A 26401-nucleotide genomic window follows, 5' to 3' on the forward strand; every position below is an offset into this window, starting at 1 on the left:
GGCTCCATGGCTTCCCGCGGCATGCCTCGCAGATCAGGAAAAGGAGCGCACCAGGCTGCCGACCAGCAGGTTCCAGCCGTCGATGAGGACGAAGAACAGGATCTTGAACGGCAGGGAGATCGAGGTCGGCGGCAGCATCATCATACCCATGGCCATGGTGATCGTCGCGACGATCATGTCGATGACCAGGAAGGGCAGCACGATGAGAAAGCCGATCTCGAAACCACGGCGGATTTCCGACAGCATGAAGGCCGGGACGAGCACGCGGTAGTCGACCTTGTCGCCGACCACCGGGGTCTGGCCGCGCTCGTTGGCGATGTCTACGAACAGCTTCAGGTCCTTGTCGCGGGTGTTTGCCGTCATGAAAGTGCGGAAGGGTTCGGCAATGGCCGGGACCGCCTGGGCCTCGGTCATGCGGTTCTCCAGCAACGGCTGGACGCCCTCCGTCCAGGCGCGGTCCATGGTCGGCGACATGACATAGAAGGTCATGAACAGCGCCAGGCTCGTCAGGATCATGTTGGATGGCGTCGAGGCGAGGCCCATGCCGGAGCGCAGGATGGAAAAGGCGATCACGAAGCGCGGGAAGCTCGTGACCATGATGAGGATGCCCGGCGCGACGGACAGGACCGTCAGCAGGCCGAAGGTGCGGATGATCCAGGCGGCGACCGAGCCGTCGATCGGCGTGTTGAAGAGGTCCGTGGGCAATTGCTGCGCCACGGCCAGTTCCGGCACCATCATCATGATGGCAGCAAGAAGGAGGAACCGAATCATTCGATTACAAAAGTCCTGAACATCACCTTCGATACGCGCCCTTCTGAGCGAAGGTCAACACGCTCCTGGATGTCATCCTTCAGATACTGGAAGCCGCGCGGCCCCTCGATCTGCTGCAGCGAGACGGTGCGCAGATAGGCCAGGATATCCTGGTGGATGTCCTCGGCGATCTTCACGTCCGTCGCGCCGTTGAACATCAGCGCCACTTCGAGGCGTATCCAGTTCTCGGAAGGATAGGCAAGATTGGTGGTGATCGGCTCGAGCTGGACGATGCCGTTCGCTTCGGTCGCGACGTGGGGAAGCCCCTCCTCCGCCTTGCCCTCGCCGTGGCCGCCGGCCTTGGCAGCCTTCTCCGCCTCGGCCGCCTTGTTGGCGTCCTCGACGGCCTTGATCTTCGGCGCGAGCATGGAGCCGATGACCCAGCCCCCTCCCCCGCCGACCAGGGTCAGGACGGCGATCGCCGCGATCAGCATCACGGTTGCCGACCTCTTCTTGGTCTCTGTGCCTTCGGCCTGTTCCATCTGCCCTGCCGTTCCTTCCAGCTTGCCGGTTTGCGCGCGTCAGATCGGCGAGAACAGGTCGACGACCTGCTGGCCGACCGGCGGCTGCTGGACTTCCGTCAGGCGACCGCGGCCGCCATAGGAGATGCGTGCTTCGGCGATCCGCTCGTAGGAGATCGTGTTGTCGGCATCGACATCCTGCGGGCGGACGATACCGGCGACGTTCAGGATACGAATCTCGTGGTTGACGCGGACTTCCTGCGAGCCGCTGATCAGGAGATTGCCGTTCTCGAGGATGCCGGTGACGACGGCCGCGACCAGAAGCGTCAGCTTCTCCGATCGTTCGGTCGACCCCTTGCCCTGCGTGCTGGTGTCGGAGCCTGAACCGAGCTCGCCGGTCGTTTCCGGCGGCTTGTAGCCGAAGAAATCCGCACTCGTCGACCAGTTCATGCCGCTCTTGTTGGTGCGGCTGCGGTCGGTCTCATTCTCGAAGGACGCCTTGTCGTTGATCTGGATGTTGACCGTCAGGATGTCGCCCACGTTCAGCGCACGAGCGTCCTTGAACAGCGCCGACTGGCTGTCGCTCCACAGCGAATAGCCGCTCGCCATGGCGCGCGGCTGCTTCGGATAAAGCGCCATCTGCGGCGTCTGGCTGTAACGCAGGCCGCTGCCGATCGGGCTCATCGACGGTGCGTTGCCGATTTCCTTCAGGGTCTGGCTCTGGCATCCGGCGAGGAAGAGGACGGCCAGGACTGCCGGGGAACGCTTGATCATGACGGGTCCTTCGAAGTATTCGGATCGGCGGCACTCGACATGATGGCCGCGACCATGGCCGCCTTTTGGGCTTCCATTTCGCTGAGGATGAGGCTCGACTGGCGGGCCGGAAGTTTCATGATGACGGCGGCGGCGAGGATCGGATCGATCTCCTCGAGCTGCGGTGCCGCCGCATCAGGCTTCATCTTCTTGTAGATCTCGACGAGATTGCCTTCCGCCTGCTTCATGAACGCGTTGCGACGGGTCAGCCAGTCTTCGTATTCGGCGCGGCGCTGCTCGAGCACGGCGATGCGCTTGTCGACGTCGGCCTGGAGCTTTTCCAGTTCCTGCTTCTGCAGCAGGTAGCGCTGGTCGCGCGCCGGGTCGGCGATGCTGGTGCAGAACTGCTGGATCTCGGCCTGCGACGCCGTATCCGGGGCAGGCTTCTGCTCCTGGGCGCTGCCGGAGGCCAGCGGCAGAAGCGCCATGCCGGCGACCAGCAAGAGGTTGCGCGGGCGGAGTGAGAAAATGGTCGAGGTCATGGACGTCATTGCAGGACAAGCTCCGCTTGCAGGGCGCCGGCGGACTTGATGCCCTGCAGGATGGCGATGATGCCGTCTGGCTTCACGCCGATATTGTTGAGGCCGCTGACGAGCGTGCGTAGATCGGGCCCGTCGACGATGGCGACGTTGCCGCCCTCCTTCTGGGCCAGGATGTCGGTCTGGTCCTGCACCGCGGTCTGGCCGCGGGAGAAGGGCTCAGGCTGGATGATCTGCGGCGTCTCGGTGACCTGGACGGTCAGCGTTCCATAGCTGACGGCGACCTTCGAGACGCGAACCTCGGCGCCGATGACGATCGTGCCGGTGCGCTCGTTGATCACGACCTTCGCCGGTGAATCGGTTTCGACCATCAGGTTCTCGATGTCCGCCATCAGGCGGGCGAGATCGGCGGCGCGGGGCTTCTGCACGATCACTTCCTGGCTGTCGCGTGCCTCGGCGATCGGCGCGCCGAAAGCGGCGCGCGCGAACGCGTTGACCGTATCGGCGATGCGGATGGAGGTGGTGAAGTCGGGGTTGCGCAGTTGCAGGACGAGATTGACCGAATCCTTGAACTTCGACGGCAGCTCACGCTCGATGATCGCGCCGTTCGGCACGCGGCCGGAGGTCGTGATGCCTTCCTGGAGATTGGCAGCCTGCCCCTGGGCATTGAAGCCCGAGACGATGACCGAGCCTTGCGCCACCGCATAGATCTGGCCGTCGGCGCCGGTGAGCGAGGTCATGACCAGCGTACCGCCGCGCAGCGACGTGGCGTCACCCAGCGAGCTGACGGTCGCGTCGATGCGGCTGCCGGGGCTCGAGAATGGCGGCAGCGTCGCGGTCACCATGACGGCGGCGACGTTCTTGGCGTTGGACTGGCCGCCCTGCGTCGAGATGCCGAGGTTCTGCAGCATGGCGCGCATCGACTGCTCGGTGAACGGCGAGGAGCGCAGGCTGTCGCCCGAGCCCTGCAGGCCGACGATCAGACCATAGCCGATCAGCTGGTTGTCGCGACCCGACTGCAGGGAGGCGATGTCCTTGATGCGCGAACCTGCGGCTTCGACCCCGATGGCGGGCCAGAGCACCGTCGCAAGCACGACAAGTGCGATCCTGGACAAGCGGAAAGTCTTCATTTCGCCATCACCTGTACTGTTCCGTCCGCCAGCACCGTGCCGGTGACGATGACGCCGGAATCGAGATTGCGGACCTTGATGACGTCGCCCACCGACGCGTCGGAGAGCGGCGTGCCGGAGGCGGAGATCGTCATGCTGCCGAGCGTGAAGGTCAGCCGGATGTTGGCGCCGCGGTTGATCGCATAGGGCGGTCTCAGGCTGGCGACGGGAATGGTCCGTCCCGGCAGCAGCGTGCGCTTGGAGATCATGCCTTCGACCTCGGAGATCGACTGCGCATAGCCGCCGGCAATGTTCGGATTGGTGACAGCGACTTCCTCGAGCTGCGACGCAGTCAAGGTTTCGCCGGGATAGACCGTCTGGGTCGGCACCACCGCGAAGGCCTGAGCGTGCGCGGCTTGCGGTGTTGCCCACAGGGAAGCGGCGACGGTCGTCGCGACCGCCCCACTCACCAGGTATCTCGTGATCCGGCGAAACGTCATGTTTGCCTGCCTCCGTCCTTACTTCAGATTTTTGCTGACGATCTGAGCCATCTCGTCGGCGGTCTGGATGACCTTGGAGTTCATTTCGTAGGCGCGCTGGGCGGAGATCATGTCGGTGATCTCCTTGACGGAATCGACGTTCGACGATTCCAGGTAGCCCTGCTTGATGTAGGCAAAGCCCGGATCTTCCGGCGCCGCGACGATGGCTTCGCCGGAGGCTGCGGTCTGCGCGAACAGGTTGTCGCCGAGCGGCTTCAGTCCTGCCTCGTTGGCGAAATTGGCGATCGTCAGCTGGCCGAGATCGGTGAAGTCGGCGCTGTTGCCGATACGGGCCGAAACCTGGCCGGTGCGCGAGACGACGACCTCGCTGGCGTCCTGCGGCACGGTGATGCCGGGAACGACGGCGTAACCGTCGATCGTCACCAGCTGGCCGTCGGCATTGGTGTTGAAGGCGCCGGAGCGGCTGTAGAGCGTCGTGCCATCGGGAGATTCGATCTGGAACCAGCCTCGGCCGACAAGCGCCATGTCGAGCTCGTTCGAGGTCTGGGCGAGTTCGCCCTGCGTGTGGATGTTGCGCACCGCGGCAGTCTGCACGCCGAGACCGATGTTGGCGCCTTCCGGCACGATCGCCTGGTTGGCGCGGTTCGGCACGCCCTGGGCCCGCTCGGTCTGGTACAGCAGATCGGCGAACTCGGCGCGCGCACGCTTGTAACCGGTCGTGTTGATGTTGGCGATGTTGTTCGCAATGACCTCGAGATTGGTCTGCTGGGCATCCATGCCCGTGGCTGCGATGGCGAGAGCTCTCATGTCTTCGTCCTCAAATTCGCTAGATCTGCATTTTCGTTATGTCGAGATAGGCCGAGACGATCTTGTCGCGGAGCGCAATCGCCGTCTGCAGGGACTGTTCCGCGGCCAGCACGGCATCGACGACCTCGCGGGTGTCGGCCTTGCCGGTGAGCCCCTCGAAGGAGGTGACTTCCGCCTGCTTGATGTTGTGCATGGCCGAGGTCGCCATGTCGCCAAGCACGCTGGCGAAGCTGACGCCGGTCATGCTGCCGGGCGTCGCACCGACGGTGGTGGTCGTCGAGGAGACGGCGTCGGTGGCGATGCTGTCGAGCCCTGTGACCTTGGAGAGCGAGCCGACGTTCTGGATTTGATCGATCATTGCGAGGCCTTCAGAAGGGAAATGGTCTGGGACAGCAGCTCACGGGTCTGCTTGATGGTCTGGAGATTGGCTTCGTAGGTGCGGTTGGCTTCCCGCATGTCGCCCATCTCGATCAGGATGTTGACGTTCGGCATCTTGACGACGCCGTTCTCGTCGGCGGCCGGATGGCCCGGCTCGTATTCCTCGATGTAGTCGGAATCATCGACGCCGATCGTCTTGACCTTCACCACGTCGGTGCCGCTTGCACGGTCGAGTTCGGTACCGAAGGTCACCGTCTTGCGGCGATAGGGATCGGCACCGGGCGTGTCACCGGTCGAGCGGGCGTTGGCGATGTTTTCGGAAACGATGCGCAGACGGGTGGACTGGACTTCCAGTCCGCTGCCGGCGATCTTGAGGGCTGCACTCAAAGGGTCTGTCATTTTATCTCTTCACCGTCATCAGCATCATGCGATGGAAGGAAGCGACGAGGTTCGTATTGAGCTCGTGCTGCCGCTTGATCTCGCCGGTCTTGGTGAGCTCCTCGGCGATCGAGACCGAATTGCCGGACTCCTGCATGCCGATCTCGTCGTTGAGCTCCGACTCCTTGACCTCGATATTTTCGTCGCTGAGGTCGCTCAGCGCCATGTGATTGGGATTGGTCCGCGCCATCTGCACCGTCGTCGTGGTATCGAGGACGGCGCTGAAGGGGGTGATGTCCTTGGCCAGGTATTTCGGGGTGTTGGCGTTGGCAATATTGCTCGCCACAACCTCCTGACGTACAGATAGCCAGTCGGCCTGTCTGGCTGCCAGTTCGAAAAGCTGGATGGGTTGCATGGACTGTTCTCCGCCATTTTCTGTCCCGAACCTAGAGCGGTAAACTTGCGTGGGACTTACGGAGGGGAAGATCGGGGATTTCCGGCCACGGGCCGACAAGGAGGCATGCGGAACCCATGTCGTTCACGAACCGGAAAGAGGCCGGCGAGCAACTCGCCAACGCGCTGGAGCGCTTCCGCAAGGAAGACACGGTGGTCATCGCCCTGCCCAGGGGCGGTGTGGAGGTGGCTCTACCGATCTGCCGGCGCCTCAAGGCGCCGATGACCCTGCTGTTGGTGCGCAAACTCGGCCTGCCCGCACAGCCGGAGCTCGCCATGGGAGCGATCGTCGATGGCGAGAAACCAGTCACCGTCCGCAACGAAAACGTGATCGGCTTTTCGGGCGTCGGTCAGGATGAGTTCGACGCGGTTGCTGCCCGGGAACTGATGGAGATCCACCGGCGAAACAAGCTCTACTTCGGTGGCCGGGATCCCGTGCCCATTGAAGGACGCGTGGCGATCGTCGTCGATGACGGCATTGCCACGGGGGCGACGGTCAGGGCCGCCATCAAGGGTCTGAAGGCCAGGAACCCCGCCAGGATCGTGCTCGCAGTGCCGGTCGCCTCGCAGGAGGCGCTGGACATGCTGAGGGACGAGGTCGACGAGGTCGTCGTGCTCGAGGGCCTGAGCGCCCTCGGTGCGATCGGGTTCAGCTACCAGGATTTTCCGCAACTCACCGATGCCGACGTGATCGCGGCGCTCAACGAGGCGGACACGGCGCGAAAGAGGCCTTGACCGGCGAATGTTCGCCGGGCTTTCCGATCAGTCGTTCTGGTAGACTTCGCCGGTCGAGGTGACGATCACCCACTTGCCGTCACGCTGTTCGAGCGTCGCCACCCGGCTGTTGTCCGGCAGGATCGAGCCGACGCGAACCATGTACATGCCCGAATTGTCCTCGATCAGCGCGCGCCCGTTGGCGACGTGCAGCAGGCGGAAGCCGCTGCGGCCGGGGAAAGGCTGGGCTTCGGGCATTTCGTCGCCCGCGAGCTTTTCCGCCCCGAGCTTCGAGACCGTGGCGGTCACCAGCGGATCGACCGCCGTGCCGGTCGACTCTCCGCCGCCCTCGTCGTCATTGTCGACCATCGCCAGCGGCGAAACGCTGAAAACGTTGCGACCGGGGCCTTCGGGAAGGTCGCGGGTGTGCTTCCAGTCGGCCACCTGGATGCCGAACTTCTCTTCGTTGAAGAACACGTACCAGGGAAAAAAGGCCGCCGCGCAGGCGAGCGCCACCCCGGTTATGCCGAGCACGCGATCGGTCATCGAAGTCCGGTTGCGTGCCGAAGGCTTCGGCGGCGCTATAGGTTCGTCGGCGTCGAAATCGGTCACGGTCACCCTCTCGTTCTTGCAGCCGCGGCGGGCTGGTTGCCGCCCTGGGCGGCCTTCAACGCATTTGCCAGATCGGCATAGGCATCGGCGGCCGGCCTTTCGCCGGGCGTCTGTTTCAGGACTTCATAGATCACCGGCACCTGCTTGATCGCCATGTCGAGGTCGGCGTCGCTGCCGGGGCGATAGCCACCGATGAGGCGCAGGTCGCGGGTTTCCTCGAAGCGATGGATCAGCGCCTTCAGCCGCGAGACGAGCTTTTCCTGCTCGCCCGTCCAGGCCTTGCGCGCCAGTCGCGAGATCGAGGTGAGCGGATTGATCGGCGGATAGCGGCCCTCGTCGGCCAGGCTGCGGTCGAGCACGATGTGCCCGTCGAGAATGCCGCGGGTGGAGTCGGCGATCGGATCGTTGTGATTGTCGCCGTCGACCAGGATGGAGATGATCGCGGTGATCGTACCGGTCCCCTCCTCGCCGGGGCCGGCGCGCTCCAGAAGCCGCGGCAGCTCGGTGAAGACCGAGGCCGGATAGCCGCGCGCGATCGGTGGTTCGCCGGCGGCGGTCGCCACTTCGCGGATCGCGTGGGCGAAACGGGTGACGCTGTCGACGATGAACAGCACGTTCTCGCCCTGGTCGCGGAAATGCTCGGCAATGGTGATCGCGGTCAGCGGCGCCATCTTGCGCAGCATCGGGCTTTCGTCGCTTGTCGCGACGACGGCCACGGATTTCGCCATGTTCGGGCCGAGCGTGTCCTCGATGAATTCGCGCACTTCACGGCCACGTTCGCCGACCAGCGAGATCACCACCTTGTCGAAGGCATCGGCGCGCGCCAGCATCGAGAGAAGCGTGGACTTGCCGACGCCGGAGCCGGCGAAGATGCCGAGACGCTGGCCGAGGCACAGCGGAGAGAAGAGATCGATCGCCCGGACGCCGGTGCGAAAGCCCTTCTCGACGCGGCTGCGGGTCATGGACGGCGGGGCACTGTTGGAGATCGCGCGGCGAACGGCGCCCGGCGAAAGCGGCGCACCGCCGTCGATCGGATCGCCGAGCGCGTTGATGGTGCGGCCGCACCAGCTGTCGTCGGGAGCGATGCGGAAGGCGCCCTTGCGGATCACCACGTCATGGATGCCGATCGGCTCCCCCGGCTCGATCGGGCAGACATAGGCGAGGTCCGGCTCGACGCGGATGACTTCGCCCAGATGGATGCCGGTCCGGCTGCGGTGGGCGACGAACTCGCCAAGCCGCAGGTGGCGCGACAGACCCGAGACCGTGTAATGGCCGGCAGCGATCGTGCGGACGTGCCCGCCATGGGTGACGGAATATTCCGGATTGGCATAACGGGCTGCGAGCCCGGCCATCTGGGTGAGTTTTGGGGACAGCTCGGGCATCTGCGACATCTCTTCCGCCAGACATTGAAGACTTCAGGTTCAGCTCGATCCGCCGAGAACCTTGATGGCGTTGCTGAGCGAGGACTCGCTGTCGCGCATCAGCGAACTGATGCTTTCGAAGGCGCGGTTGACCTGGATGAGCTGGGTCATTTCGCCAATGCCGTTGACATTGGAATTCTCGAGATAGCCCTGCATGATGGACACTTCCGGATTGTCCACGACCGGCTGCGGCTGGTCCACCATCGAGACGCCACTGTTTTCGTAGCGGACGAAGCCCTTGGAGATGTCGGCGGTGAAGAGGCCGATGGTCGCGACCTGACGGTCGTCCTGGATGACCTTGCCGTCGGCGCCGACCGTCGGCGGGCCGCCCGCGCGGTTGAGCTGGATCGGCGCACCGCCGGCGTCGAGCACCGGATAGCCGCGGACCGAGACCAGTTCGCCGGTTTCCTTCATGGTGAAGCGGCCATCGCGCGTCAGCACCTGGCCGACCGGCGTATCGATGGCGAACCAGGCGTCGCCCTTGACGGCAAAGTCAAGCGTATTGCCGGTATGCGCCAGTTCGCCGTTCTTGGTCGACAGGTAGTCGTTGCCCTGGTTGACGAAGGCGACCTTGGCATTGATGTCGTTCTGCGTGTTGCTCAGCACCTCGTCGAACTTGACTTCGGTGGAGCGGAAACCAACGGTATTCAGGTTGGCCATGTTGTCGGCGATCGTCGTCAGACGGCGTTCGAGCGCCATCTGCGACGAAAGGGATACGTATAATCCGGATTGCACTTAGCTGCCTCCGAGCTTCAGGGAATTGATGGATATGAGAAGGTCCGGCGAAATGCCGTAACCGGACGAGGAACCGAAGACCGCCAGCGGATCGTAGCTTTCCGAAGGGTTCTCCATTTCCCACATCGCGGTGAAGCGCTCCAGGAACTTGCCGGTCTTCTCCGGGTCCTGGAAATCCTCGATGTCGAGCACGCGATCGAGAAAGTCCGACTGCTGGTCGATGTCCGCAGCGGCGAATTCGACGGGCAGCTGCAGCGTGGTGCGCACCACCTGGGCCAGGGCGTCGTCCGCCAGGATGTCCATGGCGGAGGTGATCTTCGAGGCGTTTCGTTCGAAGTAGAGCGCCAGGCGAACGCCGGTATTGTCGTTGCCCGCTTCCTGCTCCAGCGTCTCACGCATGTAGAGGTCGACCACGCCCTGCTGGGCCTTGTCGAACGACGTCGCGGCCGTGCCGTGCGCTTCGAAGTTGAGCGTGGTGGCGAGGTTGGCGTAGCGGCTGTCGGTCAGCTGGTTGGCGAAGGCATCGTCCTTGGTGACACCTTCCGTCAGAACCTTGCGGATGAAGGCCTTGGCATAGGCCATGTCTTCCAGACCGTGCGCCTTGAGCGCGTAATTGTAGAGACGGGTATCGGCCATGAATTCGTCGACGGACTTGATGTCGCCGATGTTCGACAAATAGTATTCGGTCTCGCGCGCCACGTCCGGTGCCTGGGCGACGCGCTCGATCGATTTGTCGATGTTCTGCGTAATCTGCTGGTAGCTCGTATAAGTCGTCGTCACGGTCGTTGCGCCTTTCGATATGGACAATCGGAAAATGCGTCCGTTATCGCTCTTCTTGGGGCAAAAGGCTTGCGCGAAGCTGTCTGTAGGTTCACAAACCGTCAACGCCCGGGGTTCAGCCTCACGCAAGGCAGGGTCCGTATCGCTTGTCCTGAAAAGCAACGTTCAGATGCGGGCACGAAATGAATATCATTATTGGATTTGTCATAACCGTCGGCTGCGTCCTCGGGGGTTTCATGGCCATGGGCGGCCATCTCGACGTTCTCATACAGCCGTTCGAGCTGATGATCATCGGCGGTGCCGGCGTGGGCGGCTTCATCATGGCCAACCCGATGAAGGTGGTGAAGGATTCGGGCAAGGCGCTGGCGGAAGCTTTCAAGCACTCGGTTCCCAAGGAACGTGCCTATCTCGACGTGCTCGGCGTTCTCTATTCTCTGATGCGCGACCTTCGCACCAAGTCGCGCAACGAGATCGAAGCCCACATCGACAATCCGGAAGAATCCTCCATCTTCCAGGCCGCCCCGTCGGTCCTGAAGAACAAGGAACTGACGTCGTTCATCTGCGACTATGTTCGCCTGATCATCATCGGCAATGCCCGCAGCCATGAGATCGAGGCCCTGATGGACGAAGAAATCAACACCATCCTCTACGACAAGATGAAGCCGTACCACGCGATCACCGCCATGGGTGACAGCTTTCCGGCCATCGGTATCGTCGCGGCCGTTCTCGGCGTCATCAAGGCGATGAGCAAGATCAACGAGTCGCCGGAAATCCTCGGCGGCCTGATCGGGGCCGCACTCGTCGGCACCATGCTCGGCATCTTCCTGTCCTACTGCCTCTGCAACCCTCTCATCTCCCAGATCAAGGTGGTGCGCACCAAGCAGCATCGCCTCTACATCATCGTCAAGCAGACGCTGCTCGCCTACATGAACGGCTCCGTTCCGCAGGTGGCGCTCGAATACGGCCGCAAGACGATCTCGGCCTATGAACGGCCTTCGATCGACGCGGTCGAGCAGGAAATGATGAACCCGGGCGGCGAGAACAAGGCGGCATGACGATGACCGAGCTCGAAACCAAACCCGCGCCGGCCATGGACCACGCCCTGCTGGCCCGCCTGACCGGCGCGCTCGGCGACCGAGCGACGCTCGCGAAGCTCTGCTCGGAATTCGGCGATCTCTACACCGAGTTCCTGCCTGACATGTTCCACAGCGAGACCGGCCTGACGATGGAAGTCGCCTATGCCGGCCACGAAACGGGACTGATGAGCGAACTCATCGCGGACCTGGGCGACAACGTCGTCCTGGCCGATACGCAATTGCGCAACTGGTGCCCGCATTTCGTTCTCGCCTGCGGCAACAGCTTCATCATCACCCTGATGGAAAACCTGCTGGGCGCGCTTCCCGAAACGATCGAGGAGCCGATCCATCGTCCGCTGTCGCGCATCGAGCTCGATCTTTCCTCGATGGTGTTCGACAAGATCGCCAACGTGCTGCGCTCGGGCGTCAACGCAGCCGGCGGCTTCGAACCGCTGATCGAGAAGCCGCACAATGCCGAAGATCGCCCGAAGCCGGAAAGCGATCACGTCGACCAGTTCGCCGCGACCATCAAGATGCGCATCGACCTCGGCACGGTGTCCTCGGAATTCTATCTCGTCGTACCGCAGAAGGCGCTGCTGAAGACCGTCGTGACGGTGCCGAAGTCGAAGAACCAGATGTCGCGCAACAAGAAGGACTGGGCCGAGCAGATCGCCGAGCAGGTGCGCCGTTCGCAGGTTACCCTGGAGGCGAAGATCCGCCTGCAGAAGCTGACGCTCAACACCATTTCGCGTCTTGCGGCCGGCGACGTCATCCCCTTCCGTGACAAGGGCGACGTCACGGTCGACGTCAGTGCCAACGGCAAGGATATGTATCGCTGCGAATTCGGCCGCGCCGGGGAACACTATACCGTCCGGGTCAAGGACAACATCAGCAGCGAAGACGAGATATTGAAACATTTGATGGGCTAAGCCATTTCGACGCGCCCTGGCGACAGGGCAGGTTGAGGCAAGTTTCAACGGGAATAATCAATCCATGGCTACGAAGAAGACACCTATTATCGAAGACGACGCGCTGGCAATGCCCGGCAGCGATACCGATTTCGACCAGGCGATCGACGACCTGCGCGGCGTGCTGAAGAGCGATGCCGAGGGAACACTGCCCGACATCGGCTCCGATTTCGGCGGCGGCCTCGGTGACGACTTTGCCATGGGCGCCGGCAAGGCCGACCCGCTTTCCGCCTTCGAGAGCGATTTCGGCGGCGGCGCGCTCAACGCTCCCTCGTCGGATTTCGGCGGTGGCGATGCGTTCGGCGGCAGCGCCTTCGGCGAGACGTCGTTCGGCGACACGTCCTTTGGCGCCGCACCCGGTGCCCAGGCCGAACCCGGCAGTGCGCTCACCGCCAATCTCGACCTCATCATGGACATTCCGATCGACGTCCAGATCGTGCTCGGGTCGAGCCGCATGCAGGTCTCCGGCTTGATGAATCTCGAAGAGGGCGCCATCATCGCGCTCGACAAGAAGATCGGCGAACCTGTCGAGATCATGGTGAACGGCCGCCGCATCGCGCGTGGCGAAATCACCGTTCTGGAGAACGACGATACGCGTTTCGGCGTCAAACTGATCGAAGTGATGGGTAGCAAGATGTCCTGACCCCTCCCAGGGCCAGAGAGGAAAGACCATGATGGACTTTGACGATTTCGGCGGCCCAATGACGGGCAAACCTCTGTCCCAGGCAGACAAGGCAGCCGCCGTGCTGCTGGCCATGGGCAAGGGTGTGGCCGGAAAGCTGCTGAAATACTTCACCCAGGCGGAACTGCAGACGATCATCGCGTCTGCGCAGACGCTGCGGACCATCCCCCCGGATGAGTTGCAGGGGCTCGTCAACGAATTCGAGGACCTGTTCACCGAAGGCACAGGCCTCATGGACAATGCCAAGGCGATCGAGAGCATTCTCGAGGAAGGCCTCACTCCGGAGGAAGTCGACGGCCTGCTCGGTCGCCGCACCGCCTTCCAGGCCTATGAATCGTCCATCTGGGACCGCCTGCAGGACGCCGACCCCGATTTCATCGCCAAGTTCCTCATGCGCGAGCATCCGCAGACGGTTGCCTACATCCTTTCGATGCTGCCGTCGTCCTTCGGCGCCAAGGTGCTGCTCAAGCTTCCGGAAAGCCGGCGCGCCGACATCATGAACCGAACCGTCAACCTGAAGGGCGTCAGCCCGAAGGCGGCACAGATCATCGAGAACCGGGTCCACGACCTGATCGCCGAGATCGACGCCGAGCGCAACTCGACCGGTTCGGCAAAGGTCGCCGAGCTCATGAACGAACTGGAAAAGCCCGACGTCGACACGCTGCTCAATTCGCTCGAATCGATCAGCAAGGAAGCCGTCAACAAGGTCCGTCCGAAGATCTTCCTGTTCGAAGACCTGCTGGCCATGCCGCAGCGCAGCCGCGTCATGCTGCTCAACGACATCTCCGGCGACATCCTCACCATGGCGCTGCGTGGTGCCAGCGCCGAGATCAAGGAATGCGTGCTCTCGGCCATCAGCCCGCGCTCGCGCCGCATGATCGAATCGGACCTGCAGGCGGGAGCCACCGGCATCAATCCGCGCGAAATCGCGATTGCCCGCCGCGCGGTCGCCCAGGAGGCCATTCGCCTGGCCAATGCCGGCCAGATCCTGCTCAAGGAGACCGAAGGCGACCAGCAGGCAGCCTGAGGCCCGAGCGACTGTTGAAAACCGAAGACTTGCAGCGCCCGCCGATTGTATGCCAATCGGCGGGCGTTTAGCGTCGAGAAGCAATTGACGCGGTTTCCGATCGCCGGCCACCGGCGAAACGGAGCGTGCATCAAACCGGCCGGACCAGGCCGTGGGCGGACGACGGCTTCCGCCCTTTGTCCCCATTCCTGGCAAACGAGGGAAAAGGCGTGTCCGACGATCAGGACAAAGACAGTAAAACAGAAGACCCGACAGAGAAGAAGATGCGGGACGCGGCGGAGAAGGGGAATACCCCTATATCCCGCGAGGTCCCGATCTTCGCCTCCGCGCTCGCCTTCTATCTGTACCTCGTCTTCTTCCTCCCGTCCGGCATGGCGCGCATGGCCGAGACCCTGCGCGATCTGTTCGAGCAGCCCGATCAGTGGACAATCAACTCGGCAACCGACGTGGTGTCGCTGTTCACCCATCTCGCCTGGGAGGCGGGCGCCCTGCTCCTGCCGGCAATCGCCCTCATCATGATGTTCGGGGTGGGATCGAACGTCCTGCAGCACATGCCGAGTTTCGTGCTCGAGCGGATCAGACCGCAATTCTCTCGCGTGTCGCTCTCCAAGGGCTGGGAGCGCCTGTTCAGCGTCACGGGGCTGGTCGAATTCGGGAAATCGCTGTTCAAGATCATCATCGTCTCGACCATCATGGTCTTCGCCCTGAAATCGGAATATTTCGGCACGCTCAACGCGATGTTCTCCGACCCTCAGGTCATCTTCGTCAAGTTCGCGACGATCATGAAAAAGATCATGGTCGTCATCCTGCTGGCCACCTTCGTGCTGGCGGTGGTCGACTTCTTCTGGACGCGCCACCACTGGTACACCCAGCTGCGCATGACCAAGCAGGAGATCAAGGACGAACACAAGCAGTCGCAGGGCGACCCGATCATCAAGGCCCGCCAGCGCTCCATCGCGCGCGACCGCGCGCGCCGCCGCATGATCAACAACGTGCCGCGCGCGACGCTCGTCATCACCAACCCGACTCACTACGCCGTGGCCCTGCGCTATGTGCGGGAGGAGAACGAGGCGCCGGTGGTCATCGCCAAGGGCCAGGACCTCGTTGCGCTGAAGATCCGCGAGCTTGCCCGCGAAAACGATATCCCCATTTTTGAGGACCCGCCCCTCGCGCGCTCCATGTTTGCGCAAGTCTCGGTGGATAGTGTCATCCCGTCGATATTTTACAAAGCCGTCGCGGAACTCGTTCATCGGGTATACGCCGCGAAGGCGCAGAAGAGACGGGTGCGGTAACTGCGATGAAAAAATGCCCCTACACCACCCAGCGTGAACGCATCGTCGCCGAAGCGATCAGCCCTGTGGCCACCGAATTGCGCCTGCTCGATGCGGCGGACCTGATTTCCCTGCTGCGCTTCGAGCTCTACGGGAACATCGCGGATCTGGTCTCCTCGGCGGCCGAGCTGTACTTCCACCCGGGAACCGTCAATTTCGGCGCCGGCGGCGAATACCGTCTCGAATGGGGCGGCGTGCCGGAGGTCGTTCTCGACCTGGAGATCAAGCCGAAGGACGTGACGATCTACGCGCAGCTGAAGCTTGCCAACGAGCATGCCGGCATCGAGATCAACCACATCGCTTTCCAGCAGCCGTCGGGCGATCCCGACGAGAACACCCGCATGCTGGAACGCCGGTTGCGCGAGGCGCGCTTCGTCAAGTCGCGATCCGATTCGCTCTATTCGTGAACTGGGTGACCGTGCCTACGTGATGTAGCCAAGGCGAATAGCCTTGGCGATCGCCTGGATGCGGTTGACCGAATCGAGCTTGATCGTCGCCGATCCCAGATACGCATTGACCGTGTGCACCGAAAGCTTGAGGTGAGCGGCGATCTCTTCACTGACCCGGCCGTCACCCGCCAATTGCAGGCAGGCGATTTCCCGCTCGCTCAAGGCCTCCGACGGCATGGTCCGGCGTTCGTCGAGCTGCAGAATCTCCGTCATGAGCTTGCAGCATCGCCCGTGCACGTCGAGGATCACTTCGCCCGGGAGGTCGACCGTGCCGGTTGTCGGGAACATCACATAGCCATTGCCGACCGCGCCGAGCCGTACCGGAAAGGCGATTCCCGAATAGGACAGCACGCGCGGCTCCAAATGCACGACGAAAGGCACGAAGTCGGACGCCTCGGCGAAACTGTCGCTCTCCGCGGCGCTCCACAGGACCGGCAGGAGCGAGCTCTCGATGTGGCTGAGCAGTGTTTCGCCATAGGCGGCGACAAAAGGCTCCGCACTCATTCCATGCGCGGCAGGCCAGTTCTCGTATTCGGCTGTCAGGCGACGCTTCGACAGCATGCCTGTGCCCGTTATCCGCAGCACTGCGAAGCCGCGCGCATGAAGAGCGCGCTGCAGCGAAACAAGCTTCGGGTAGATGTCGGAGCGGGACGTCACCTGGCGGGAGGTCGAAGCCTTCAGATCCTCCCGTACGGTTTCGAACGGCCCTTCCGGATACGCCATGCCTGCAGTTCCCCTGTATTCTAGACGAGATTGTTGCGGACCGCGTAGGCGATCGCCTCGGAACGAGTCTTGGTCGCCGTCTTGCGCATAACGCTGGTGATGTAGTTGTTGATCGTGTTTTTCGAGATGCCGAGAATGGTGGCGATCTCGTCGCTGGTCTTGCCCTCGGCGATCCAGAACAGGCATTCGAGTTCCCGTTCGGTCAGCTCGAAATCGCGATCACTCTTCTGCGCCTTGCGGGTCGACAGGCTGATGCAGTAGCCGGTGAGGAGACCGACTTCGCGCAACAGCTCCGGCGACAGGACGAAATTTTCCTCGAACAGCAGCATCAGCGCCAGACGGGTTCGGCCGACGCTGACCGTCAACGAACAGTACTGCCGGCTGATGCCCGCCGGCACGGCGGCATCGTCGGGCAGCAGGCCGAACTTCGGCTGCAGCACGGAAATACACTTGTCGAGTTCCGTCGAGCGCGAATAGGTCGCCGCGATCTCGCTTTCCAGCCGCCGGACGAGGTCGAAGGGCCAGTTGGACGATACGACGAAATCGAGCCCGTGCTCCTGCACCAGGTCGTATCGTGCCAGCAGGAAGTGGGAAGCGCCGACATAGTCGCTGAGGACGGCGAGGCTGGCGCTCATATGGCCGGCCTGCGAAGCGATCGCCAGCTTGCGGATCAGCTGATCGCGCGACGAAAGCCGAGGAGGAGCATCGGCCGCCACCGCAGGCGCCTTTCTGCTCCCGACCTTATCCTCGGATAGCTCCACGTCCATTCTGTTGCCCCCTCAAGGACGAAACGTTCGATCGCGTGGTTCGCGACATACACCCGGAATACCGCGGTCCTCCGAACGCCGCTTCGCTCGTTCTTGTCAGCTAACGAATCACAGTCATAGTAGAAGATAAAGAGCCAAAGATCACAGCCTCGAATCGTTGCACCCCAAACTTGTCGAATTCGGCAGTCTTATGGCAAAGGGCCGCGATAGCGCGATCAGTCCGACCAACCGGCGCTCCATGCGCGCCATCGCCTTAGCCGGACGGGGCGTCGAGCGACGCGCAAAGCAAAACCGCGCCGGGGGGAACCGACGCGGTCTTTTCATGTCTCGGATCTTTCTCAGGCCGCCTTGTCGATGGCCCACTTGCGGAGGATCTTGGCGGCACGCTCTTCCGAGATTTCCACCATCCGCGACAACCGGCGTTCCGGCCCTTCCTTGACCCGGCGATTGAAGCCGCCATTGGCATCGTCGTCCATGGTCAACAGGTCGTCGGTGCTGTCGAAGCCGAAGTCGGCGCCGAAACCTTCCATCAGCGAGCTGCCGCCCGATGCGCCGCCGAGGGCCGGCGAGAAGTCCGGCAGTTCCAGGCCGGCAACCTCTTCGACGCCGCCGGCAATCGCCGTTGCGGACGCGCCACCTGCGGCACGGACCATCGGACGGATACCCATCCAGACGATCAGGAAGGACACGGCGACGAAGGCGAGCGAGTTGATGATGCCGCCGAGATTGCGGTTCAGCGTTTCCATCAGGCTGGGGCCGGAGGCCGACTCCTGCAGCAGCTGGTTCTCGAGGAAGTCCATGGCGGTCAGGGTGACCAGGTCGCCGCGGGCGGTATCGAGGCCGGCGGCGGTCGAGACGATCTTCTGCATCTCGGCCAGATAGGCGTCGATCTTGGCCTGGTCGGCCGGCTCGCCGACCATGGTGGCGATGCGGCCCTTGTTGACGACGACGGCGACGGAGATCTTCTCGACGGTGTAGCTGTTCTTCACAGTCGCAACCGTCTTGCTGTTGATCTCGTAGTTGGTCTGCTCCTCCTTCTTGTCCTGCTCGTCGGAAGACTGCGGACCACCGGTCGCGCCCTGGACGTCGCCCTGCGGAATGTTCTGTTCGACCGTCGCCGCCGAATCGGCCTGCTTGCTCTGCGACTTCTGGTTTTCCTTGGTGACGCGCACCGAGCGCTCGACGCGCGATTCCGGATCGTAGATGGTTTCCTGGATCTGCTGCGTGTCGGTGTTCAACTGGGCCGTGACCGACGAGCGGAAGTTGTCCATGCCAAGGAAAGGCGCAAGCGCCTTGTCGATATTGGATTCGATCTCCTGCTGCACCGACTGCACCACGCCGAGCGAACGGTTGGCGGCGCCACCGCTTTCGTCGCCCGAGGCGAGGAGCTGGCCGGTCGAATCGAGAATCGTCACGTCCTCGACGTCCAGGCCCGGGACGGAGGAGGCAACCAGGTGGCGGATCGACGCGGCCGCCTTGCGGCCGGTTTCGGTCGAGGCGCGGACCATGACGGACGCGGTCGGCTTCTGGTCGCCGCGGCGGAAATTGCCGACGTCGGGCATGACGATGTGAACGCGGGCGGCGGCAATGCCGCTGATCTGCTGGATGGTGCGGGCGACTTCGCCTTCGAGGGCGCGGACCCGGGTGACTTCCTGCATGAACGAGGTGAGGCCCAGCGAACCGACATTGTCGAACAGTTCGTAGCCGGCATTGGCGCTGTTCGGCAGGCCGCGCTCGGCGAGCAGCAGGCGGGCCTTGCCGGTCATGCCGACGGGAACCTGGACGCTCTTGCCGTCGGTGCCGACCTCAAAATCGATGCCGGCCTCGGCAAGGGCGATGCTAACCTGGTTGAGATCGGTCGTCTCGAGACCGACATAGAGGGTTTCGTAGGCGGGCTTGTTGACGAAAATCGCAGCGGCGATGACGAGCGCGAAAGAAACGACGGCGACACCGGCCATTGCCAGGAGCCGGGTCTGGCCCAGCGACGCCAAGTTCTTAAAGACTTGAAGTAATTGATTTAACAGATTCATTCTGTCTCGCACCATCAACAAGAAGGGTCTTGGGGCATTTGCCCTTGGCGAGACATTAGAAATCGAAACTTGTGCGAACGTTTCGTGGAGGGCGAAATGCCGTCGTCATTGCGGCAAATCGTCCCGAACCCCTGGGAATCGTAGGCGCCGGCGCCCGGCGGTCAGAAGAAGTCGAAGTCGCCCGCCGCCTTGCTGAGCGGCTGGGAGTGTCCGTGGCGCAGACCGGCGCCGAGCGCCTTCTGCATTTCGGCAAGTTTCACCAGGCTGAGGGCCGTGCTCATGTCGACCATCCAGTCCGACGGGATCGAGCCGGTGATGGTGTCGATGAATTCGGCCAGGCCGCGCGCCTTCTGCACCGCAAGGTCGATGCCTTGCAGCACCTTGATGCTGTCCGGATGCTCCAGAACGTTGGTACCACCAAGCTCGAGGAGTTGAGGCTCGATGCGCTCGATCAGATAGGCGACATCGTGCAATTCCGACACGACCCGCATCATGATTTCCGGCAATGCCTCTTCCACGATAGCCTTCTCCGCTTTGTTCTCTTTTGGCATCCGGATTCCGATACTTAGAAAAATTCGATTGAACTCTCGACGGGCTTCGACACCGGCACGGGACGCTGTTCGAGCGCCACGGTCTTCTGGGTCTCCGCACCCGTCAGCGGATATTGCCTTGCCCGACCGCTGACCGGCCAGAATTCCAGTTTGCGGCCATGCTCTCCGCCCGTCGACGAGCCGACCACCTTGATGCCTTCGTCGCGCAGGAACTGCATGGCAAAGGCGGCATTCTGTTCGCCCACATTCGAGAACGTGGCGATCGTCTTGGCGCCGCCGAACACTTTGGCCTCGAGCCGTTCGCGCCGGGCACCCTGTTTGAGCAGACCGTTGATCAGGAGTTCCATCAGATGGACCCCGTAGCGGGTGGCATCCCCGCCCCCGGATCCAGGGTTGGCCGAGCCGGGCAGCAGGAAGTGGTTCATCCCGCCGACACCCGCTATCGGGTCCCGCAAACAGGCAGCCACGCACGAGCCCAGGATGGTGGACAACACCGCGTTCGGATCGCTGAGGACCTTGAACTCACCCTGGATAATATGCACGCGCCTGACTGCACTGTCCTCTGTCATTTCAGCGCTCCGAATACCGCCTCGATGGCGGCCTTCATCTTTTCGATCGTGAACGGCTTGGCGAGAACGTTGTTCGCGCCGAGCTGGGCTGCCTTCTGCACCAGCGCCCGGTCACCCTGGGCCGTCAGAATGATGAAGGCGGCCTTCTTGGTGTTCGGGTTGGTACGGACGTGCTGCAGGAAGACCAGACCGTCCATCTTCGGCATGTTGAAGTCGGAAATGACCAGATGATGGGGCTGCTGCTCCATGATCTTCATCCCCTGCTCGCCATCACCGGCGGCGGTGATCTGCTTGAAGCCGAGCTGGGTCAAGGCGTCACTCAACAGCAGGCGGCTCGTCACCTGATCGTCGACGATCAGAACTTTGATTTTTTCGGCTAGAGACATTTAATCGATACCTTCTTTTCGGGCGGCAGTAAGTTTGAGGATTTCCTCCCCAATGGAACCAAGCGGCAATTGCTGCTCGACGGCGCCTAGTTCATGGGCGACGCGGGGCATCCCATAGACAACGCAGGTCTTCTCGTTCTGACCGAGGGTGCGCGCACCGGCGTGGCGCATCTTCAGCAGTCCGGAAGCCCCGTCGCGGCCCATGCCGGTCAGGATGACCCCCACAGCATTTCGACCCGCCAGCTCCGCGACCGAATCGAACAGGACGTCCACCGAAGGACGGTGCCCGTTCACCGGCGGTCGATCGACCAGCCGGCAGCTCGGTGCGGAGGCGTTGACCACCTGCAAATGGCGGTCGCCGCCTGGGGCGAGATAGATCTTGCCAATCTCAAGTCTGGCTCCGTCGGTCGCTTCCTCCACGACCGGGGCGCAGAGACGATTAAGCCGTTCTGCGAAACTTTTGGTAAACGTCGGCGGCATGTGCTGCGTAATTACCGTCGGCGGGCAATTGCGCGGGAATTTCTGCAGGACCGTGATCAGCGCCTCCACGCCGCCGGTGGACGAACCGATGGCGACGATCTTGCGGCCGACCCTGAAGTCGTTCGCAGGCGCCGGGGCCGCCGGGGCGGCCTTCGCCGCCGCCTGATAGCGGTGTTGCGAGCGCGCGGCCGCCTTGACCTTCTCGGCGAGATCGCCGAACGGACGGGAATCGCCCGGAACCGGCTTGCCGACGCAATCGAAAGCGCCGATCTCCAGCGCCGCCAGCGTTGCCTCGGCGCCGCGATGCGTCATGGTCGACACCATGATCACCGGCATCGGCCTCAGCTTCATGATCTTGTCGAGGAATTCCAGGCCGTTCATGTTAGGCATCTCGATGTCGAGGGTCACAACATCGGGATTGAGCTGTTTGATGGCGGCGCGGGCCTCCATCGCATCGCCGGCCTGACCGACGACGTTGACTTCCGGATCGGCGTTGAGCACGGCCGTAATGAGGCCGCGCATGGTTGCGCTGTCATCGACGACGAGGACGCGGGCTGGACCGCTCATGCGCGCGCCCCCACATATTTGCCGGTATAGCGGTAGGTCGTGATACCGATATTGTCGAAATGGTTCTTCGCATCGCCCGAAACGCGTTCGGAATGGCCGATGTACAGGTAGCCGCCTTCCGGCAGCAAACCGGCAAAGCGCGCCCAGATACGCTGCTGCGTCGGCTCGTCGAAATAGATCACGACGTTGCGGCAGAAGATGACGTCGAACTTGCCCTTGAAAGGCCACTGGGCCATCAGGTTCAGTTCGTTGTAGGTGATCAGCCGCTTCAGGCGGTCGTCCACCTGGAACTTGCGGCGCCCGCCGATTTCGACTTCCTTGAACCACTGCTTGCGCATGGCCGGCGAGACGGTTTCCAGAGCCTGCTCGTCATAGGCGCCCTGACGGGCGATCGCCAGGATCTTCGGATCGATGTCGGTCGCGAGGATCTTGAAGTCGTAGTCGAGCACGTTCGGGAAAGCCTGGAACACCGTGAGCGCGATCGAATAGGGCTCCTGCCCGTCCGAACTCGCAGCCGACCAGATGCGGACCCGGCCGCCCGCCTTGGCGCGGGCGATCAGGCCCGGCAGGACCTCGTCACGCAGATGTTCGAAATGATGGTTCTCGCGGAAGAAGCGGGTGAAGTTGGTGGTCAGGTGCGACAGCATTTCGCGCCGCTCCTGGGCCCCCTCGGGCGAGGCGACCAGGCTGCAATAGGCGCGAAATCCCGACAGACCCAGATTGCGGATGTGCTTCGACAGACGCGAATACACCAGCGAGGCCTTGGATTCATTCAGCGCGATCCCGGCATCCGAATAGATCATCGCCGCGATCTCGTTGAGATCCCGGCGCGACAGCGGATACTCGCCGCTGGCCAGGACCTCGTCGTCCGAATGGCGGGAAGATGTATTGATGGCAAGCGTCATGCGGCCTCGCTTTCGGCGTCAGGGAACAGTGCACCAAGCTCGATGAGGCAGATCATCCGCTTGTCGATCGCGAGAATGCCGCGGGCATATTGCTTCTCGAGGTCGGAGGTCACCTCCGGCGTCGGCTGTATGTTGTCGTCGCTCACGGTCAGGATGTCGGAGACGGCCTCGACCAGCAGGCCCACGACCTTCGCGCCGACCTGAGCGACGATGATGACATGCCGCGCTTCCGGTTCGACCGGCTTCATGCCGAGACGGATCGAGAGGTTGACGATCGGCAGCACGACGCCGCGCAGGTTGATGACGCCCAGGACGTAGGGTGGCGAATGCGGCAGCGGCGTCGCGGGAGTCCAGCCACGGATCTCGCGCACCGACATGATGTTCACGCAGAACTCCTGATCGCCGATACGAAAGGCAATGAGTTCTCGCGCTCCCTCGACCAAGTTTTTCACCGCATACGACATAGTACTAACCTGCGACAGCTAAAGACATTTCCTGTTTGAGCGACTGGCCGCGCGAGGCAGAGACGACGGCGTCGACGTCGAGGATGAGCGCGACGCGGCCATCTCCGAGGATCGTTGCTGCAGCGATGCCGGGCACGTGGGTATAGTTCGCCTCAAGACTCTTAATGACGACCTGACGCTGACCCTGGATGGCATCGACCATGAGGGCGCGCTGGCCACCGCCTTCGGATTCGACCAGCAAGGCGACACCGTCGATCGGGTTGGCCTGGGTGTTGCGGAAGTTCAGGATCCGACCGACATCGACCAGCGGGCAGAAGCTGTTGCGGATCGAGATGAGGCGCTGGTTGGCGCCGAAGGAATGGATGTTCTGCGCTTCCGGCTGGAGCGTTTCGACGATCGCGGTGAGCGGAACGACGAGCGTCTGGCCGGCAACGGTGACCACCATGCCGTCGAGAACGGCGAGCGTCAGCGGAAGGCTCATGGTGAAGGTCGAACCGTGACCCGGGCGCGACGTGATCGAGATACGACCGCCGAGCGCCTGGATCGAGCGCTTGACCACGTCCATGCCGACGCCACGGCCGGAAATGTCGGAGATCTTGTCGGCGGTCGAGAAACCGGGCGCGAAGATCAGGTTGTCGATTTCTTCGTCGGTCAGGTTGGCATCGGCGGCGATCAGTTCGTTGTCGATGGCCTTCTGCTTGACGCGCTCGCGGTTGATACCGGCGCCGTCGTCGACCAGTTCGATGACGATACGGCCCGAACGATGCTTCGCCGTCAGCTTGATCGTACCTTCCGGATCCTTACCGGCGGCCGCGCGCTTTTCGGGGCTTTCGATGCCGTGGTCGACGGCATTGCGGATCATGTGGGTGAGCGGTTCGGCAAGCTTGTCGATGACGGTCTTGTCGACTTCGGTGTTTTCACCTTCGGTGACGAGACGGATCGACTTGCCGACCATGTCGGCCACTTCGCGGACGATACGCGACATGCGCTGGAAGACCGGCTTCACCGGCTGCGCGCGGATGGCCATGACCGAGTCCTGGATTTCGCGCGTCAGCTGCTGCAGTTCCTCGAGGCCCATGTTGATGGACGAGGTGCCGTTGTTGTCGTTCTCGATGACACTCTGGGAGAGCATCGCCTGGTTGATGACCAGCTCGCCGACGAGGTTGATCAGGCGGTCGACGCGATCGAGGTCGACGCGGATCGTCTGGCCGGCTGCGGCGTTGTTCTGGGCGGCGGCCGCGGCAGCGGCGGCGGCAGCTGCGGGCGTTTCCTTCTTCTCGTGCCTGGCGGCGCCGGCTGCGAGCTTCACCACGTTGCTGGCGGTTTCGGCAGCTTCGACGGCCCCTGCAACGGCATCATCACCCGCACCGTCGAGGATCGACAGATCGAAGGGAACCGGGATCATCGGCAGCTCCTCGCCGGCCGACGCGTCCTTGGTTTCCTCATGCGGCTTGATTTCGAGATCGCAGTCCCACTCGGCGAATTCGAAGACCGAGCGGATGCCCTCCTCGCCCTTTTCGGTGGTGATCTGGATCTTCCAGGAGAAGTAGGCGGCTTCCGGGTCCAAGTCGTCGAGCGGCGGCAGGCTGTCCGTATCGCAGTGGATGCTCATCTCGCCGATGCGGGACAGGTCGCGCAGCAGCAGAGCGGCCTCGTTGCCCTTGGCGTAGAGTTCGCGACGGGGCTTGAAAGACACGTCGAAGGTCTGTCCGGAGACCGGCGGCTCTCCGCCGAAGTCGTCGTCGAACGAGAACGGGATCGGCTGGAAACCGCTGTCGTCGCTCGGCGCCGGGGCAGCCTTGGCGACGGGTTTCGGGGCCGCTGCCGGTGCGGGAGCGCTGGCCTGCGGCACTTCGCCATTCGCCAGCGCCTCGAGTTCCTTCACCAGGCCGCTGGAGCGGGACGGATCGACGCTGCCGCCGTCGCGGGCGGCATTGGTCAGGTCGGCCAGGACGTCGGCCGACTTGAGCATGACCTTCATTACTTCCGGGCCAGGCTCGAGCTTGTTGGATCGAACGCAATCGAGAGTCGTCTCGAAGACGTGCGCGAAGGCCACCAGGTCATCCAGACCGAAGGCACCAGCGCCGCCCTTGATCGAGTGCACGGCCCGGAAAACGGCATTGATCGTTTCCGGATCGTGATCCCCGTCATTCATTTTCAGAAGACCGGATTCCAGTTCGGCGAGCTGCTCCTCGCACTCCTGGAAAAAGATCTCTTTGATTTCGTTCATATCCATAGGAGAAATTCCCGGCTTAGGCGGTTACACGCTCGATGGCATCGATCAGTTTGGTCGGATCGAAAGGCTTGACGATCCAACCGGTCGCGCCAGCCTGGCGGGCGCGGTTCTTCTTTTCGGCGTCGCTTTCCGTCGTCAGCACCAGGATCGGCACGGCGCGATATTTCTCGTTGCGCCGGACACCTTCGATGAAGCCGAAACCGTCGAGGCGCGGCATGTTGATGTCGGTGACGATCACATCGGGATTGCACTCTTCGAGGACTTCCAGGCCCTCGACGCCGTCTTCGGCCTGAATGGTCTCGAAACCCGCATTGTTGAGGGTGACCAGCAGCATGTTCCGGATGGTCCTGGAATCATCCACGGTAAGCACTTTTTTCTTCATTGCCGGATCTCCTTGGCGAGCAGATGATCTATGTTCACGCCTATCAGTTGAAGTGTCTTGAGGAAGGCATCGGAGGCCTTTGCGTAGGAGAAGGGCTTCTTGTCCTCTTCCCAAGCCTTGGCTCCGGCCACCAGGATCTGTGCGCACTGGGCGCCGATACGCTCGACGCCGGAAGCGTCGATCGCCAGTCCGCCGCCGCGCATGGACATGAGATTGGCCTTGAGATTCGAGGCCTCGTTCAGGTCGAGCACAGCGGACAGTTTCAAGCTCTTCTGTTCGCCTTTCTTAGCTGCCATCAGTTCTTTCCTTGTCTTGCGGGCCCGCCGCAATCCGACCGTCGTGCTCGGGCGGCGGAACC

The 26401-nt window shown here is 62.7% G+C and carries 33 protein-coding genes; 7 read left to right on the plus strand and 26 right to left on the minus strand.

Going from position 1 to position 26401, the window contains the following annotated elements; genetic code table 11:
* Positions 1–33: 33 nt before the first annotated feature.
* From fliP to flgB, 10 genes are read right to left on the minus strand one after another with little or no spacing between them, the layout of a single operon-like run.
* On the minus strand, positions 34–771 hold the full coding sequence (fliP, locus tag AC07Y0_RS15850) for a flagellar type III secretion system pore protein FliP (RefSeq protein WP_498678700.1): 738 nt from the start codon (positions 769–771) through the stop codon (positions 34–36).
* Positions 768–1292, minus strand: a complete 525-nt coding sequence (locus AC07Y0_RS15855; protein WP_498678701.1) for a flagellar basal body-associated FliL family protein — start codon at positions 1290–1292, stop codon at positions 768–770. Before AC07Y0_RS15855 ends, fliP begins: the two co-directional genes overlap by 4 nt.
* Positions 1293–1331: 39 nt before the next feature.
* Entirely contained in the window at positions 1332–2045 is a 714-nt protein-coding gene (gene flgH, locus AC07Y0_RS15860; protein WP_028739015.1) for a flagellar basal body L-ring protein FlgH, read from the minus strand.
* The gene (locus tag AC07Y0_RS15865) at positions 2042–2575 is read right to left on the minus strand and encodes a MotE family protein (RefSeq protein ID WP_028739014.1); all 534 of its coding nucleotides are present in this window, start codon (positions 2573–2575) and stop codon (positions 2042–2044) included. The genes flgH and AC07Y0_RS15865 overlap by 4 nt, the downstream gene beginning before the upstream one ends.
* Positions 2572–3693, minus strand: a complete 1122-nt coding sequence (locus tag AC07Y0_RS15870; protein ID WP_498678702.1) for a flagellar basal body P-ring protein FlgI — start codon at positions 3691–3693, stop codon at positions 2572–2574. Before AC07Y0_RS15870 ends, AC07Y0_RS15865 begins: the two co-directional genes overlap by 4 nt.
* Positions 3690–4172, minus strand: coding sequence for a flagellar basal body P-ring formation chaperone FlgA (gene flgA / locus AC07Y0_RS15875; protein ID WP_498678703.1), 483 nt, complete (start codon positions 4170–4172; stop codon positions 3690–3692). The genes AC07Y0_RS15870 and flgA overlap by 4 nt, the downstream gene beginning before the upstream one ends.
* A gap of 18 nt (positions 4173–4190) precedes the next feature.
* Positions 4191–4979, minus strand: coding sequence for a flagellar basal-body rod protein FlgG (gene flgG, locus AC07Y0_RS15880; protein ID WP_498678704.1), 789 nt, complete (start codon positions 4977–4979; stop codon positions 4191–4193).
* Between the two features lie 19 nt (positions 4980–4998).
* Positions 4999–5337, minus strand: coding sequence for a flagellar hook-basal body complex protein FliE (gene fliE, locus AC07Y0_RS15885; protein WP_498678705.1), 339 nt, complete (start codon positions 5335–5337; stop codon positions 4999–5001).
* On the minus strand, positions 5334–5756 hold the full coding sequence (gene flgC, locus AC07Y0_RS15890) for a flagellar basal body rod protein FlgC (RefSeq protein ID WP_028739009.1): 423 nt from the start codon (positions 5754–5756) through the stop codon (positions 5334–5336). The genes fliE and flgC overlap by 4 nt, the downstream gene beginning before the upstream one ends.
* 1 nt (position 5757) lies before the next feature.
* The gene (gene flgB, locus AC07Y0_RS15895; RefSeq protein WP_498678706.1) at positions 5758–6150 is read right to left on the minus strand and encodes a flagellar basal body rod protein FlgB; all 393 of its coding nucleotides are present in this window, start codon (positions 6148–6150) and stop codon (positions 5758–5760) included.
* Positions 6151–6266: 116 nt separating this feature from the next.
* On the opposite strand from flgB, the gene AC07Y0_RS15900 reads away from it, so the two are divergent.
* On the plus strand, positions 6267–6923 hold the full coding sequence (locus AC07Y0_RS15900) for a phosphoribosyltransferase (protein WP_498678707.1): 657 nt from the start codon (positions 6267–6269) through the stop codon (positions 6921–6923).
* Positions 6924–6950: 27 nt separating this feature from the next.
* Here the strand turns inward: AC07Y0_RS15900 and AC07Y0_RS15905 are convergent, their stop codons facing one another.
* From AC07Y0_RS15905 to AC07Y0_RS15920, 4 genes are read right to left on the minus strand one after another with little or no spacing between them, the layout of a single operon-like run.
* Positions 6951–7514 carry a flagellar protein gene (locus AC07Y0_RS15905; protein ID WP_498678708.1) on the minus strand — a complete coding sequence of 188 codons (564 nt, stop codon included), beginning with the start codon at positions 7512–7514 and terminating at the stop codon, positions 6951–6953.
* Positions 7515–7516: 2 nt separating this feature from the next.
* A complete protein-coding gene (fliI, locus tag AC07Y0_RS15910; RefSeq protein ID WP_498678709.1) occupies positions 7517–8896 on the minus strand; it encodes a flagellar protein export ATPase FliI in 1380 nt (459 codons plus the stop codon).
* A gap of 39 nt (positions 8897–8935) precedes the next feature.
* The gene (gene flgF / locus AC07Y0_RS15915) at positions 8936–9670 is read right to left on the minus strand and encodes a flagellar basal-body rod protein FlgF (RefSeq protein WP_498678710.1); all 735 of its coding nucleotides are present in this window, start codon (positions 9668–9670) and stop codon (positions 8936–8938) included.
* Positions 9671–10450, minus strand: coding sequence for a DUF1217 domain-containing protein (locus AC07Y0_RS15920; RefSeq protein WP_498678711.1), 780 nt, complete (start codon positions 10448–10450; stop codon positions 9671–9673). It abuts the gene before it with no gap.
* A gap of 182 nt (positions 10451–10632) precedes the next feature.
* Here AC07Y0_RS15920 and motA point away from each other — a divergent pair, with 182 nt between their 5' ends.
* The 6 genes from motA to AC07Y0_RS15950 all read left to right on the plus strand — a co-directional run bounded on the left by motA (position 10633) and on the right by AC07Y0_RS15950 (position 15941).
* On the plus strand, positions 10633–11505 hold the full coding sequence (gene motA, locus AC07Y0_RS15925; RefSeq protein ID WP_498678712.1) for a flagellar motor stator protein MotA: 873 nt from the start codon (positions 10633–10635) through the stop codon (positions 11503–11505).
* Positions 11502–12455 (plus strand): FliM/FliN family flagellar motor switch protein, encoded by a 954-nt coding sequence (locus AC07Y0_RS15930; RefSeq protein ID WP_498678713.1) that lies wholly within the window; start codon positions 11502–11504, stop codon positions 12453–12455. The genes motA and AC07Y0_RS15930 overlap by 4 nt, the downstream gene beginning before the upstream one ends.
* 64 nt (positions 12456–12519) lie before the next feature.
* Positions 12520–13137, plus strand: coding sequence for a flagellar motor switch protein FliN (gene fliN, locus AC07Y0_RS15935; protein ID WP_498678714.1), 618 nt, complete (start codon positions 12520–12522; stop codon positions 13135–13137).
* 28 nt (positions 13138–13165) lie between these two features.
* A complete protein-coding gene (fliG, locus tag AC07Y0_RS15940) occupies positions 13166–14203 on the plus strand; it encodes a flagellar motor switch protein FliG (protein WP_498678715.1) in 1038 nt (345 codons plus the stop codon).
* A gap of 209 nt (positions 14204–14412) precedes the next feature.
* The gene (gene flhB / locus AC07Y0_RS15945; RefSeq protein WP_498678716.1) at positions 14413–15495 is read left to right on the plus strand and encodes a flagellar biosynthesis protein FlhB; all 1083 of its coding nucleotides are present in this window, start codon (positions 14413–14415) and stop codon (positions 15493–15495) included.
* Between the two features lie 5 nt (positions 15496–15500).
* Positions 15501–15941, plus strand: a complete 441-nt coding sequence (locus AC07Y0_RS15950) for a BspJ family T4SS effector nucleomodulin (protein WP_028738997.1) — start codon at positions 15501–15503, stop codon at positions 15939–15941.
* Positions 15942–15956: 15 nt separating this feature from the next.
* On the opposite strand, the gene visR is transcribed toward AC07Y0_RS15950, so the two are convergent.
* The 12 genes from visR to AC07Y0_RS16010 form a co-directional block, all read right to left on the minus strand.
* Positions 15957–16706 carry a transcriptional regulator VisR gene (gene visR / locus AC07Y0_RS15955; RefSeq protein WP_498678717.1) on the minus strand — a complete coding sequence of 250 codons (750 nt, stop codon included), beginning with the start codon at positions 16704–16706 and terminating at the stop codon, positions 15957–15959.
* Positions 16707–16726: 20 nt separating this feature from the next.
* Complete coding sequence (visN, locus tag AC07Y0_RS15960) at positions 16727–17473, minus strand: transcriptional regulator VisN (protein WP_498678718.1); 747 nt, start codon at positions 17471–17473, stop codon at positions 16727–16729.
* A gap of 338 nt (positions 17474–17811) precedes the next feature.
* Positions 17812–19503: a flagellar basal-body MS-ring/collar protein FliF gene (fliF, locus tag AC07Y0_RS15965; protein ID WP_498678719.1), complete on the minus strand. Its 1692-nt coding sequence runs from the start codon at positions 19501–19503 to the stop codon at positions 17812–17814.
* Positions 19504–19664: 161 nt separating this feature from the next.
* Positions 19665–20054 (minus strand): chemotaxis protein CheT, encoded by a 390-nt coding sequence (cheT, locus tag AC07Y0_RS15970; protein WP_498678720.1) that lies wholly within the window; start codon positions 20052–20054, stop codon positions 19665–19667.
* A gap of 14 nt (positions 20055–20068) precedes the next feature.
* On the minus strand, positions 20069–20623 hold the full coding sequence (gene cheD / locus AC07Y0_RS15975) for a chemoreceptor glutamine deamidase CheD (protein ID WP_498678721.1): 555 nt from the start codon (positions 20621–20623) through the stop codon (positions 20069–20071).
* The gene (locus tag AC07Y0_RS15980) at positions 20620–21009 is read right to left on the minus strand and encodes a response regulator (RefSeq protein WP_115668464.1); all 390 of its coding nucleotides are present in this window, start codon (positions 21007–21009) and stop codon (positions 20620–20622) included. The genes cheD and AC07Y0_RS15980 overlap by 4 nt, the downstream gene beginning before the upstream one ends.
* Positions 21010–22056 (minus strand): protein-glutamate O-methylesterase CheB, encoded by a 1047-nt coding sequence (gene cheB / locus AC07Y0_RS15985; RefSeq protein ID WP_498678722.1) that lies wholly within the window; start codon positions 22054–22056, stop codon positions 21010–21012.
* Positions 22053–22961 (minus strand): protein-glutamate O-methyltransferase CheR, encoded by a 909-nt coding sequence (gene cheR / locus AC07Y0_RS15990; RefSeq protein ID WP_498678723.1) that lies wholly within the window; start codon positions 22959–22961, stop codon positions 22053–22055. Before cheR ends, cheB begins: the two co-directional genes overlap by 4 nt.
* Positions 22958–23425: a chemotaxis protein CheW gene (locus tag AC07Y0_RS15995; protein WP_498678724.1), complete on the minus strand. Its 468-nt coding sequence runs from the start codon at positions 23423–23425 to the stop codon at positions 22958–22960. The genes cheR and AC07Y0_RS15995 overlap by 4 nt, the downstream gene beginning before the upstream one ends.
* A 4-nt stretch (positions 23426–23429) precedes the next feature.
* Positions 23430–25661: a chemotaxis protein CheA gene (locus AC07Y0_RS16000; RefSeq protein ID WP_498678725.1), complete on the minus strand. Its 2232-nt coding sequence runs from the start codon at positions 25659–25661 to the stop codon at positions 23430–23432.
* 16 nt (positions 25662–25677) lie between these two features.
* Positions 25678–26043 (minus strand): chemotaxis response regulator CheY1, encoded by a 366-nt coding sequence (cheY1, locus tag AC07Y0_RS16005; RefSeq protein WP_006726298.1) that lies wholly within the window; start codon positions 26041–26043, stop codon positions 25678–25680.
* Complete coding sequence (locus AC07Y0_RS16010) at positions 26040–26339, minus strand: STAS domain-containing protein (RefSeq protein ID WP_498678726.1); 300 nt, start codon at positions 26337–26339, stop codon at positions 26040–26042. Before AC07Y0_RS16010 ends, cheY1 begins: the two co-directional genes overlap by 4 nt.
* Between the last annotated feature and the right edge of the window lie 62 nt (positions 26340–26401).

The sequence above is a fragment of the Allorhizobium sp. GW101-3B10 genome (assembly GCF_059424725.1).